Here is a 12,925-nt window from a genome sequence, read left to right on the forward strand (position 1 = left end):
TATTTCCTTAGTGGGTCTTCCACCCTGTCAGGATGTTAGGAATTCATTTAGGTAGTTAGTGTGGCGTATTTGCCACCCTTCATTCGGGTAATAAAACTACAAGTGTGGTTTTTATTGCCGTAAAGTCTCTTAAATCGACGCTAAAAAATGTAAAATAACTACAATATTTACTCACCGTCTCTATCATGCAGAGGTCCCTATGCCGAGCTCAACACCTGCCACTCTAAACCCCACCGTTGCTGAGGTTACCCAGCGCATCCGTGAGCGTTCTGCCGAGCGTCGCGCCCTTTACGAGCGGCGTATGGCTGATCAGCACAAACGTGGCGTGCACCGTGCTGAGCTAAGCTGCGGCAACCTGGCCCACGGTTTTGCGGCCTGTAACCCGCGTGATAAGAACGAACTCAAGCTGATGAACAGCGCCAACTTAGGGATTATCTCGTCTTACAACGATATGCTCTCGGCGCACCAGCCGTTTGAAACGTTTCCTGAAACGATTAAAGCAGCCGCCAGTGCCATGGGCTCAACCGCCCAGTTTGCCGGTGGCGTACCCGCTATGTGCGACGGCGTGACTCAAGGCCAGCCGGGGATGGAACTTTCCCTGTTTTCTCGCGATGTGATTGCCATGTCCGCGGCCGTTGGCCTCTCGCACAATATGTTTGATGCTGCCCTTTATCTGGGTGTATGCGACAAGATAATTCCAGGCTTATTCATCGCTGCCGCACGCTTTGGGCATCTGCCGGCCATGTTTGTCCCCGCGGGCCCAATGCCCAGCGGCCTGCCTAACAAAGAGAAGGCGCGCGTCCGCCAACTCTACGCAGAAGGTAAAGTGGGCCGCGCCGAGCTGCTTGAAGCCGAGTCGGAGTCCTACCACAGCCCCGGCACCTGCACCTTCTACGGCACCGCCAACTCCAACCAGCTAATGATGGAGGTGATGGGGCTACACCTGCCCGGCACCTCGTTTGTAAACCCCGGCACCGAGATGCGCGAAGCACTGACCCGTTACGCCACCGAGCAGGCGATTCGCAACACCGAACCCGGCGGCGACTATCGCCCGTTCTTTAAACAGATTGATGAGCGCGCGATTGTTAACGCCGTGGTGGGTCTGCTGGCCTCGGGCGGCTCGACCAACCATACCCTCCACCTGATCGCCATGGCCGCCGCTGCGGGCATTACCCTGAACTGGGATGATTTCACCGACCTTTCGGCGGTTACTCCAAGCCTGATGCAGGTTTACCCTAACGGCCAAGCGGATATCAACCACTTCCAAGCGGCGGGCGGCATGAGCTACCTGTTCCGCGAACTGCTAGGCGCTGGCTTGTTACACGGCGATATCCCCACTGTCTTCGGCACAGACCTGACCGCTTACACCCAGGAACCGTTCCTGGAAGATGGCAAAGTCGTCTGGCATGAAGGCCCCGAAAAAAGCCTTGATGAAGATGTGCTGCGCCCCGTCGCCACGCCCTTTGCGCCCACCGGTGGTTTGACCGTCATGAAAGGCAACCTGGGTCGCGGTGTGATCAAAGTCTCCGCCGTCACCGAAGAGCATCGGGTGGTAGAAGCGCCGGTGAAGATCTTTGAAGATCAAAACGAAATGAAGGCCTCCTTTGAGTCCGGTGATCTCGATCGCGATGTGATCGTGGTCGTTCGCTTCCAGGGCCCCAAAGCCAACGGCATGCCCGAGCTGCATAAGCTGACTCCCTTCTTGGGCGTGCTGCAGGATCGCGGCTTTAAAGTAGCGCTGGTCACCGATGGCCGCATGTCGGGTGCGTCGGGTAAAGTGCCCGCCTCCATTCATATGAGCCCCGAAGCCCTGGACGGCGGCCCGCTGGCCAAACTGCGCGATGGCGATATTGTACGCTTGGATGCCAACGCCGGTACGCTGGAAGCCAAAGTCGACCCCGCCACCTGGGCTGAACGGCAACTGGCCATCGGCAACCTGGATCACTACCACGTGGGCTTGGGTCGCGAGCTGTTTGGTGGCTTCCGCCACCTGGCCATGCGCGGTGAAGAAGGCGCTGGTGTATTCGGTGGCTTTGAAGCCGATGATCTCGCCCGTCAGCAGGGGCAGATATCAGAAGAGGATGCCTGATGCGACCGGCATTAATCGGCGATATCGGTGGCACCAATGCACGCCTGGCGTTAGTAGCGCCGGGCGAGGTGACACCACACGATATTATTAATCTTCCTTGTGCTGACTACCCCGGCGTGATTGAAGCGGTTCAAGACTACTTGAACCGTGTGGGCGCCACCGGTGACAACGCGCCTCAAGAGGCGTGTTTAGCCTTCGCCTGCCCCGTTCACGCTGAACGGGTTAAAATGACCAATAATCACTGGGATTTTTTGAAAAGCGACGTTCAGCAACAGTTGAACCTGTCACTTTTCAAGGTCATCAACGACTTTACCGCCCAGGCGCTGGGCGTGCCTCATGTGGCAGCCAGTGATTTGGTCGAGGTTCAGCCGGGCAAGTCTCAGGGCCACGCTACACGGCTTGTGATTGGCCCTGGCACGGGGCTAGGCGTGGCTGGGGTATTTCCAGGTCAACACGCCTGGATACCACTGCCTACCGAAGGCGGGCATGTCACCTTTGCCCCGACGGACGATACCGAGCGAGCTATTCTGGATATCTTCAAACAGCGCCGTACACGTATTAGCGTAGAGCGCATATTGTGCGGCCAGGGCTTACTGGAGCTTTACCAAGCCTACTGCACCCTTGAGGGAATGGAGCCGCGTTTTACTAGCCCAGCGGAGGTGACCACAGCGGCCAATCAAGGCGATAGCCTCGCCACTGCAGCCCTGCTGCGCTTTCTAAAAATACTTGGCGATGTGTGTGGCGATGCCACTCTAACCATGGGCGCAAGAGGTGGTGTTTATCTATGTGGCGGCATTCTTCCCCGCTTGCTGGAGTGGCTGCCGAAAAGCGATCTGCGCGCCGCCTTTGTCAATAAAGGCCGTATGGGCACATATAATGCCGATATTCCGATATGGGTTGTCACCGCCCCTTGGACCGGCTTATTAGGTGCCGCCGAAGCGCTGCATAACGAAGAGGTTTTCTGATCACAACCTCTAAAAACATCAATATGGAACCTGCTATGCCCGCCGCAATCTTTGATGTGCCGTTTCTCCTCGGCATGATGCGTCTGCACGAAACACCTGCCATGCACGAACCGGAGCGATTGGCGGACTGGATCGAAGCACGCCTGGAACAGGGACTCAACTGGTTTGACCATGCGGACATTTACGGCAGCGGCCAAGAGGAGACCCTGTTTGGCGCCGCGCTACGGGCGCGACCTGCTCTGGCTCAGCGAGTAAATATCGTCACCAAAGCGAGTATTGCTAACGACAACCCCGCCCCCGGTTCGGGCAAGGTAAAGCACTACAACGCTAGCCCTGCTTATCTTAATAGCGCCATTGATGGCTCACTTGCGCGGTTAAATGTCGAACGTCTCGATCACTTTTTGATTCACCGCCCCGATCTGCTGATGAACGCGGAAGCGACCGGCCGCGCGCTGGACGACGCCATTGAAGCAGGCAAAATTGGTGCCGCAGGCGTTTCCAACCATTTACCCAGCCAGTGGCGACGCTTGCAGAGCGCCATGCATCACCGCCTATCAGCCAACCAGATCGAGCTCTCGATTGCCCACACATCGCCTCTGTTTGACGGCAGTTTTGATGATCTATGCGCCGATGGGCACGCGCCCATGGCATGGTCGCCTTTAGCCGGTGGGCAGTTGATGCAAGGCGCCGTTGGCAAATGTTTGGCCAAGTGGGCGACAGAGCTTGATAGCTCCCCCAGCGCTTTAGCGCTGGCATGGCTGCGTAGTCTTCCCAACTCGCCAGTACCGGTAATCGGCAGCGTTAAGCCTGAGCGCATCAGCGACATGCTCAAAGGCCCCGCCATGCTACCCCGGGAAGCATGGTATGAATTACTGGAAGCCGCCCGCGGCCACTGCGTGGCATAAAGCTGTCTTTTCAAACAATCACAATAAGGAACCAATGATGACGCCAGTTATCGCGTTTGGCGAAGCCCTGGTTGATATGCTCTCCAGCCGTTTAGGGGCGGCTCCAGATGCCCAGGAAACCTTTACGCCCTACGCCGGTGGCGCTCCCGCTAACGTGGCGGTCGCCTGCGCCCGCTTGGGCATTCCTAGCCATTTTTTAGGCATGGTGGGCGACGATACGTTCGGGCATTTTTTGGTGCGTGAACTCAAAAGCCACAGTGTCGACACCAGCGGCGTGGTATTTACCCAAGAGGCTCGCACGGCGCTAGCGTTCGTTTCCCGAGATGACGTGGGAGAACGCACCTTTGATTTTTATCGACCGCCCGCCGCTGATCTGCTTTATCGCCTTGAGCATTTACCCCACGGCGTCTTCGAGAGCCCTGCCATTCTGCACCTGTGCAGTAACAGCCTGACCGACCCAGAGATCGCCGACGTTACCCTGGCGATGGCCACTATGGCTAAGCGTGCAGGCTGCCTGGTCAGCGTCGATGCCAACCTACGCCATAATCTTTGGCCCGGCGGTGAAGCGGACGCCAGCCTAGTCACCCAGCTATTAGACGGCGCTGAGCTGCTCAAGCTCTCCCTGGAAGAGCTTGACTACTTACGCGCAGATCACCCTGCCGAGTCGTGGCTTTCAGAGCGTTTAGCGGCAGGTGTGAAAGTTATCTTGATTACCGATGGCCCCAATGATGTCCTGCTTAAAGGCGTCGGAATCGACCAGCGCATTGCGCCTCCCAAAGTGGAAGCAGTCGATACTACCGCCGGAGGCGACGCCTTTATTGGTGGGCTGTTGGCGGAACTCTCGGCCCACGGCATCAATGAAGACTGGCAGAGTGATGCCGACTTCTTGCATCGCGCGGTCGTTACTGCTTGCCGCTGCGGCGCCCATGCCGTTACCCGCCCTGGCGCTTACGCCTCACTGCCAACTCGTGCTGATATTGACTGAAATAGCGCAAAGCGAAGCACACCACAGACGGCGCGCCTGAATAAGGCGCGCTTTTTTTATATCTGCGCCAAGGCATACCAATCGCCAGTTTTACTCGTACTTATGTCTAAAGCAGCCAGCTTGTACAAATGTCAGACATTTAATAGACTGATGTAAAATAGCCCATTAAATGACGGGAAACGCTATGACGTTGGATGCCCTGCCGCTCCACCAAGGGGGCGCGGAAAACTTAGCGCGGCTACTCGCCCAGGCGTTGCTGGCAGGCCATTGGCAACCCGGCGATGTGTTTCCCCGGGAGCTGGATATTGGTGCTCATTTTAACGTCAGCCGTAATCAGGTACGTAATGCGCTGACAAGTCTCACCGCTGCTGGGTTACTAGAGCGCACAGCGGGACGTGGCACGCAGGTTCGCGACATAGGCGATTGGCACCTGCTCGACCCGCTGATGAGCGAGTGGATGTCAGGGCTGATCAACCTGGATCCACAACTGGTAAGCGCTATTTACGCCTTTCGCTACTCTGCCGAGCCGGTGGTGGCAGGTTTGGCGGCACAGGCAGCCCAGGCTGAAGACCTTGAACGCCTTGATAACGCCTTTATGGGCATGGAAAAAACGGCCAACAGCGCTGAAGCCCGAGCCGACCACGCCGAGTATGACGTTGCCTTTCACGATGCCACCTACCGGGCCAGTCATAATTTGGTTTGGCGACAAATGGGTCATTTACTGCGGCCTTCTATCATGGCGCTGATACACCGCTCGCAACACCGCACCGACACATTAGACGACAGCTTAGCCCGCCATCGCCAGGTACTTGAGGCCATACGTAACCGCGATGCCCATGCCGCAGAGACCGCTGCAAGAGAAGTGCTGCGCCGCACGGCTATCGACCTCGGCATTGTCAGTTAACAATGACTCACTTAATACTTCCTATCCAGAAGGATGACCGAACATGAAAATTACCAAACTCAAGACCTGGCAAGTTCCTCCGCGCTGGCTGTTCCTAAAAATTGAGACCGACGAAGGCTGCTACGGCTGGGGTGAACCAGTGATTGAAGGCCGCGCGGCAACCGTCGAAGCCGCCGTACACGAACTTTCCGACTATCTGATCGGCCAAGACCCGCATCGTATCGAACATCTCTGGAACATCATGTATCGCGCCGGATTCTACCGCGGCGGCCCTATTCTGATGAGCGCGATTGCCGGTATTGATCAGGCGCTATGGGATCTTAAAGGTCGCGATCTAGGAGTTCCCGTTCACCAACTGTTAGGCGGTGCCGTGCGCGACAAAATGCGCATGTATGCTTGGACTGGTGGTGACCGCCCAAGCGACGTGGGCGCTGGCGCTAAAGCGCTGGTCGACAAAGGCTTCACAGCCTTCAAAATGAACGGCACTCCTGAAATGCAGATCGTCGATTCACACCGCAAGGTCGATGAAGCCGTAGCCCGTGTAGCGGAAGCCCGCGATGCGGTGGGCCCAGATGTGGGCATTGGTATCGACTTTCATGGTCGCGTCCACCGCCCTATGGCCAAAGCACTGCTACGCGAGTTAGAGCCCTTCCACCCGATGTTTGTAGAGGAGCCGGTCGCCCCCGAACACCTGCCCTGCTTGAAAGATATCGCCGGTGGTTTGGGCTACCCATTGGCGACCGGCGAGCGGCTGCATACCCGCTTCCAGTTCCGCGACCTCCTGGCCGACGGCATGATCGACATTATCCAGCCGGATATTTCCCACTGCGGCGGTATCAGCGAAGGCCTCAAAATCGCTGCGCTGGCATCCGCCTACGATGTCGCCCTGGCGCCCCACTGCCCGCTTGGCCCGTTAACCCTGGCCGCATCGCTGCAGCTGGATGCAGTGAGCCACAACGCCTTTATTCAAGAACAGAGCATGGGCATTCACTACAACCAGGGTAATGATGTACTCGACTACCTGGTCGATAAATCCGCCCTCGCCATTAAAGATGGTTTCTGCGCCATTCCCCAGGGCCCAGGTCTGGGTGTTGAGATCAACGAAGAATTCGTTGAGGAGCGCGCCAAGGTTGGCCACCGCTGGCGCAACCCGGTCTGGACTCATGAAGACGGCTCAATTGCGGAGTGGTAAGCCATGGGATCAACCGTGATAAGTGAAGCGACGGAGCTAGCGTCCAAGCTTTCGTGGATTGCCGCCGATTGGGGTTCCAGCAACCTGCGCGTATGGGGGCTAGACAAAGACGACCAAGTGATTGCCCAAGCCAGCAGCGATAAAGGTATGCTGGCGCTTAAAGCCAATGAGTATGAAGCCGAGTTACGGCGTCTGGTGGCTGATTGGCTACCCGCTAGCGAGCGGATAGATGTAATGGTATGCGGAATGGCAGGCGCCCGTCAGGGCTGGCTGGAAGCCGCCTATTTACCGGTACCCACGCGTCTTGACCAGCTTAGCCAAGGCGCTGTAACACCAACGCTTTCGGGCAACAAGTTGCGTGTTTATCTGCTGCCCGGTTTAAGCCAAACGCGCAGTACCGCAACACACTTTGATGTGATGCGCGGTGAAGAGACTCAATTGGCAGGCCTTGTCGCTGATTCGCCAGACTTTACAGGCCTTGCCTGCTTGCCCGGCACTCACGCCAAATGGGCGACCCTGGAGGCAGGCGCGGTACGCGGATTTTCGACCTATCTAACCGGCGAGCTTTATCAACTGCTGTCCAACCAATCGGTGCTAAAACATTCCGTTTCAAACTCCTCAGCGGCGAGCGAAGATCTTAGCGATGCGGTTTGCCGTGATGCGTTTATCTCAGCCGTCAGCGAGATCCACGCATCGCCCGAAAGCTTTAGTAGCCGACTCTTTGGCTTACGTGCCCAGGATTTACTCGATGGCCGCCTCCCTTCAGGCACAACACGGGGAGCGGTGCTTGCAGCAAGGCTCTCAGGGCTTGCTATCGGTCTTGAGCTCGCTGGCGCCTGCCGTGAACGAACCAACAACGCGCCCATTATGCTGATTGGCAATCAGACGCTTAGCCAGCGATATACGCTGGCGCTCAATGCCATCGGCTATCAAACGCAGCATGTAGATGGCGACACCGCCGTACTGGCAGGTCTACGTCTTGCCCACCATGCGCTAAAGGCTGAAAGCCACTAACTGTTAATGGGGAGATTTGCTATGACGCTGCCTTTGATCGGTATTTTACGCGGGGTATCACCGGATGAAGCCGTGGATGTCGCAGAAGCGGTGCTTGCCGCGGGGATCAACCAAATTGAGGTGCCGCTTAACTCACCTAACCCGCTGGAGAGCATTCGCCGCTTAGTGGCAGCATTTGGTGATCGTGCGGTGATTGGAGCAGGCACGGTGCTAATCCCTGCCCAGGTGCGCGATGTTTACGCTGCGGGTGGGCGCCTAATCGTTTCGCCCAACTGCAGGCCGGCGGTGATTGAAGAAACCTATAAGCTTGGGATGGCGAGTTGGCCGGGGATTGTCACCCCTTCCGAAGCCTTCGATGCACTCGATGCAGGGGCAACGGGGCTTAAACTCTTCCCTGCCGTGCAGGTCGGTTTGGAGGGTATGAAAGCAGTACGTGCAGTGCTACCAGCAGGCACGCTTTTGTATGCTGTGGGCGGCGTTGGCGTCGATAACTTTGCCGAATGGCGAGCAGCAGGGGTTGATGGCGCGGGCCTCGGCAGTGCGCTATATAAACCTGGCCAAAGCGCCTCCCGAGTCGGCAAGCAGGCACAAGCCCTAGTCGACGCTTGGCTAGCAGGAGAACAATAAGGAGAACAACGTAAATGACGACAGAGATAAAAGTTTCAACTTGGCAGGCCGAGTTAGCGGTCGATTGCCGCTGCACCTTAGGTGAAGGCCCGCAATGGGATGCCAACCATCAGCGCCTTTACTGGTGCGATATTCTTGAAAAGCAACTGCACTGGCTAGCCCCCGCCACGGGAGAAAGCGGCCATCATCAACTTGACCATATGGTATCGCTGGCCGCACCGCTTGACGGGGGCGGCCTGCTACTCGTCGGTGAAGACCGCCTAAGCCGCTTCGATCCTGTCAATGCCGCTGTTGAAAGGTTCTGTGATTTCGAAACCGACAACCCAGTAACCCGTAGCAATGACGCCCGCATTGATCGCCATGGCAGTCTTTGGCTCTCCACCATGGGTAAAAAAGCCGAAAAAGGCGCTGGCAGCCTTTACCGCCTGCATCGCGGCAAGCTCACACTTTTGCTCTCAGGCCTGACCATTCCCAATGCCATCTGCTTTTCTGAAGATGGCGAGTTTGCATGGTTTACCGATACCGCCACCGGCGTGGTAATGCGCTGGACGCTCGATAGCGAAGGCTGGCCTCAAGGTGAGCCGCAGTCCTGGGCAGATTTCTCCACGACATTAGGTAACCCCGATGGCGCCGTCGTCGATAGCGAAGGCTGCATCTGGTTAGCACTCTGGGGAGCGGGCCAGGTGGCCCGTCTAAATCAAGATGGCCATGTGATTGGTCTTATTGAATTACCGGTTAGCCAGCCCTCCTGCCCGGCATTTGCAGGGGCCGATCTTGAAATGCTGTATATCACCACGGCGCAAGAGGGGTTTAGTGATGAGCAGCTAGCTCAGGAGCCCAGCGCAGGCTCGCTGTATGTCGTCGAAACCGGTGTTAAAGGGCTAGCCGAACTGCCGCTACGCTTGGTTTAGCACTCTCACCAATCATGTAAGTAACAAAAGGCCCCGCTAGCGGATACTAGCGGGGCCTCTTCTATTACGCTGTTACGGCTTCACCTCTTAACGACCAAGGGTAGCAATCACCCAGCGAAGCTTATATACATAACGATAACCAGTACTACCAGCACGATACCGGCGGGCACGGCACCCTTCCACGGCGTTAGATCGACATCACCGCTGTGCTCTTGTACCCAGTCAGTCTCACGTGGGCGCACCTTGCCGATAATCAGCATCACGACAACCAGCAACGCAAACACCAGCGCCACGAAGTGGAACTCGTGCATGATTTGCGGCAGTAGTGTAAACGGTGGCACAAAGTAGCCTGCTGCAATTAATAAGCAGCCGCCAATCAGGGCTATTTTCGCTGCCATTGGCGGAACACGCTTGGTCAGCAGGCCCACCAGCACCACGGCAAGAATGGGAATGAAGTAGATCGCGTTCATTTTCTGCAGGTAGCCAAACAGGCTCTCCTGGCCAGCCAGCAGCGGCGCGATGATCATGGTGATGATGGCCATAATCCAGCCAAAGATCTTGCCTGACTTGACCACCTGCATTTCGGTCGCGTCCTTGTTCAACACGCCTTTATAAATGCCCAGACTGAAAATAGTAGTGGTGCTGTTCAGCGCCGAGTTAAACGACGATAGGATCGCACCGACCATCACTGCAGCGAAAAACCCGGTGAGATACGGCGGCAGTACGTTAAACACCAAGTGACCGTAGGCTTCATCGGCACGCACGCCTTGATCGGCATAAAGATGGTAAGCAATGATCCCCGGCAGCACCAGATACAGCGGGCCCAGCAGTTTAAACAGACCGGTCAGCAGCACGCCCTTCTGGCCTTCAGCCAGGTTTTTGGCCGCAAAGGTACGCTGAATAATCTGTTGGTTGGTGCTCCAATAGAAGAGATTAATCAGGAAAACGCCGGTAAACAGGGTAAAGAACGGCACCTGCTGATCAGCGCCGCCAATCGAATTCAGTTTATCCGGGTCGCTCTCTTTAAGGATGCTCCAACCTTCCAAAATACCGCTGCCACCACTCACCGCCTGCAGGCCGAAGTAGACGATCACGAAACCGCCAATCAAAAGCCCGACACCATTAAGCGTGTCCGAAACCGCAACCGTGCGCAGCCCGCCAAACAGCGCGTACACCGCACCAATAATGCCGACGATCCATACCGTCAACCATAGCAGCGTAGTGGAAGACTCAATGCCAGTTAAGCCCGGCAGGTCGAGCATTCCCTGCAACCCTATAGCGCCTGAATAGAGGATAATCGGCAGCAAAATCACCGCGTAGGCAATTAAGAAGATGATATTGGTGATTAGCTGCGTCGTTTTATCGAACCGTATTTCGAGTAACTGCGGTAAAGTGGCGATGCCGCTTTTCAGAAAACGCGGCAGGAAAAAAAGCGCCAGCGCTACCAGCGCAATAACTGCCACCACTTCCCAGGCCATCACACTTAAACCATCGGCAAAAGCAGCCCCGTTCAGCCCTACCATTTGCTCGGTAGAGAGATTGGTCATCAGCAGTGAGCCAGCAATCAGCGGGAAGGTTAGCGTGCGCCCAGCCAAAAAGTAGCCGCTGGTGCTTGAGTGGTCATCTCGGCGGGTGATACGCCAAGTGATAAAGGCGACAAGTCCTGTAAAGAACAGGAAGGACGCCAGGGTCAACGCGTGCATATTGACTCACCTCATCATCATTAAAAGTGGCACGCACGTTAAGGTATGCGCGGATTAAAATGTCAGACATATTATTCAGTCATTTTAGATGAGCTGAATATAGTCCCGTTATACATCTTTGGTCTTATACACTTCTTCGAAGCGCCAAGAGGATACAGCATGCCTACAAAAAAGCCCCGGCTCTGTTCTTAAACATTGCGTTTAAAAACATAAACCAGGGCTATTACCAGCGCTGCTCTAGAGGTGAGCAGCTGCGGTTTACTTAATGATGAAAACGCTCAGCCGCTTGGCGGGCAAGTTCACGTATACCATCCCAATCTTCCGCTTCCACCATCGCTTTAGGCGTCAACCAGGAACCGCCAACACACATCACGTTCGGCAGTGAGAGGTAGGTTTCAGCGTTATCCACGGTAATGCCGCCGGTGGGACAGAAACGCGCTTCTGGGATCGGCGCACCAAACGCTTTGATCGCTTTGGCACCGCCGCTAGATTCTGCGGGGAAGAACTTAAAGCGGCGATAGCCATACTGCCAGCCAGTCATGAGTTCAGAAATCGTCGAAACCCCCGGCAACATCGGTACCGGGCTTTCAACGCCATAGCGATAAAGCGCATCTGTCGCCCCTGGCGTCACAACAAAATCTGCTCCAACCTGCTCTGCTTGGCGGTACTGAGCCGGCGTTAGCACCGTGCCTACCCCGATACTCGCACCTGGTAACGCTGCCTTCATGCGCTTGATGGCATCCAGGGCACAATCGGTACGCAGGGTAATTTCCAGTACGGTTAGGCCGCCTTCGACTAAAGCTCGGCCCAGCGGGACGGCATCTTCCAAGCGCTCAATAGTGATGACGGGAATCACTTCAGCTTTTAAGCAGATGCTATCAAGCTCGGCGGTGCGCGTGGACGGTAACTGTTTATCGATAGTCATATTCGTGAGTCTCCAAGCAACTTATTATTAGCGAAGGCCTTAAGGCGCCCAGTAAATTGCCAATGGGCAGGTTAAAAAGGCACGAATCGGCAGTTGACGCACATCATCCCCGTTTAGTGCCTTGGCCAATACGGCGCGTTTATCATCGCCAGTGATATGTAGAAAATGACGGCGCGCTTGATGTAAGCGATCCGCTGAGAAGGTAATGCGCGGCTGTGACTGGCTAGGCGTGCGTACAGCGACCAACGGTTCATCTGTTGCTAGCGCCAAGGTGAGTTCGGGACTATCGGGAAACAGTGATGCCGTGTGACCATCCCCGCCCATTCCCAAAATCACAACGCTAGCGGGCCACGCTAGTGACTCCACTTGCTTGGCCACTTCATCTACGCCCTCTTCAGGTGTCGCTGCACGGCATGTTAACGGTATAAAAGTGGCCGCCGCTGCTTCGCCCTGCAAAAGATGCTCACGTACCAACTTGGCATTGCTATCACTGCTCTGCTCATCCACCCAGCGCTCGTCGGCAAGCGTTACATCAATGCGTTCCCAGGGCAGCGATTTGGCTGCCAGCGCCTTAAAAAAAGGCACCGGCGTAGAGCCGCCTGAAACCACGAGCAGTACGCGCTCTTGGCGGTTTAGGTCTTCGTGCAGCGCCTGAAAAACCGCTTCGGCAAGCTGCTCAGCCAGCTGTTGGCGTGCTTGGCTCAT

Annotated in this window: 12 protein-coding genes; 9 read left to right on the forward strand and 3 right to left on the reverse strand. The window is 56.1% G+C overall.

Annotated elements, in window-relative coordinates; all coding sequences use genetic code 11:
- The first annotated feature begins 199 nt into the window (after positions 1-199).
- The 9 genes from edd (at position 200) to MLE19_RS16940 (ending at position 9,592) form a co-directional block, all read left to right on the forward strand.
- The gene (edd, locus tag MLE19_RS16900; protein WP_240719300.1) at positions 200-2,089 is read left to right on the forward strand and encodes a phosphogluconate dehydratase; all 1,890 of its coding nucleotides are present in this window, start codon (positions 200-202) and stop codon (positions 2,087-2,089) included.
- Positions 2,089-3,054 carry a glucokinase gene (glk, locus tag MLE19_RS16905; protein WP_240719301.1) on the forward strand — a complete coding sequence of 322 codons (966 nt, stop codon included), beginning with the start codon at positions 2,089-2,091 and terminating at the stop codon, positions 3,052-3,054. The genes edd and glk overlap by 1 nt, the downstream gene beginning before the upstream one ends.
- Positions 3,055-3,089: 35 nt before the next feature.
- The gene (locus tag MLE19_RS16910) at positions 3,090-3,959 is read left to right on the forward strand and encodes an aldo/keto reductase (RefSeq protein WP_240719302.1); all 870 of its coding nucleotides are present in this window, start codon (positions 3,090-3,092) and stop codon (positions 3,957-3,959) included.
- Between the two features lie 37 nt (positions 3,960-3,996).
- A complete protein-coding gene (locus tag MLE19_RS16915) occupies positions 3,997-4,944 on the forward strand; it encodes a carbohydrate kinase family protein (RefSeq protein ID WP_240719303.1) in 948 nt (315 codons plus the stop codon).
- A gap of 184 nt (positions 4,945-5,128) precedes the next feature.
- Positions 5,129-5,848, forward strand: coding sequence for a FadR/GntR family transcriptional regulator (locus MLE19_RS16920; RefSeq protein ID WP_240719304.1), 720 nt, complete (start codon positions 5,129-5,131; stop codon positions 5,846-5,848).
- A gap of 43 nt (positions 5,849-5,891) precedes the next feature.
- Entirely contained in the window at positions 5,892-7,040 is a 1,149-nt protein-coding gene (gene dgoD, locus MLE19_RS16925; protein ID WP_240719305.1) for a galactonate dehydratase, read from the forward strand.
- 3 nt (positions 7,041-7,043) lie between these two features.
- Positions 7,044-8,054 (forward strand): 2-dehydro-3-deoxygalactonokinase, encoded by a 1,011-nt coding sequence (locus MLE19_RS16930; RefSeq protein ID WP_240719306.1) that lies wholly within the window; start codon positions 7,044-7,046, stop codon positions 8,052-8,054.
- Between the two features lie 21 nt (positions 8,055-8,075).
- The gene (locus MLE19_RS16935) at positions 8,076-8,681 is read left to right on the forward strand and encodes a 2-dehydro-3-deoxy-6-phosphogalactonate aldolase (protein WP_240719307.1); all 606 of its coding nucleotides are present in this window, start codon (positions 8,076-8,078) and stop codon (positions 8,679-8,681) included.
- Positions 8,682-8,695: 14 nt separating this feature from the next.
- The gene (locus MLE19_RS16940; protein ID WP_240719308.1) at positions 8,696-9,592 is read left to right on the forward strand and encodes an SMP-30/gluconolactonase/LRE family protein; all 897 of its coding nucleotides are present in this window, start codon (positions 8,696-8,698) and stop codon (positions 9,590-9,592) included.
- 107 nt (positions 9,593-9,699) lie between these two features.
- On the opposite strand, the gene MLE19_RS16945 is transcribed toward MLE19_RS16940, so the two are convergent.
- The 3 genes from MLE19_RS16945 to pgl all read right to left on the reverse strand — a co-directional run bounded on the left by MLE19_RS16945 (position 9,700) and on the right by pgl (position 12,925).
- Complete coding sequence (locus MLE19_RS16945) at positions 9,700-11,295, reverse strand: solute:sodium symporter family transporter (protein WP_240719309.1); 1,596 nt, start codon at positions 11,293-11,295, stop codon at positions 9,700-9,702.
- Between the two features lie 262 nt (positions 11,296-11,557).
- A complete protein-coding gene (locus MLE19_RS16950) occupies positions 11,558-12,220 on the reverse strand; it encodes a bifunctional 4-hydroxy-2-oxoglutarate aldolase/2-dehydro-3-deoxy-phosphogluconate aldolase (RefSeq protein WP_240719310.1) in 663 nt (220 codons plus the stop codon).
- Between the two features lie 39 nt (positions 12,221-12,259).
- On the reverse strand, positions 12,260-12,925 hold the full coding sequence (pgl, locus tag MLE19_RS16955) for a 6-phosphogluconolactonase (RefSeq protein WP_240719311.1): 666 nt from the start codon (positions 12,923-12,925) through the stop codon (positions 12,260-12,262).

It is taken from the genome of Vreelandella neptunia (assembly GCF_022489065.1).
GTDB classification, from domain to species: domain Bacteria; phylum Pseudomonadota; class Gammaproteobacteria; order Pseudomonadales; family Halomonadaceae; genus Vreelandella; species Vreelandella neptunia_A.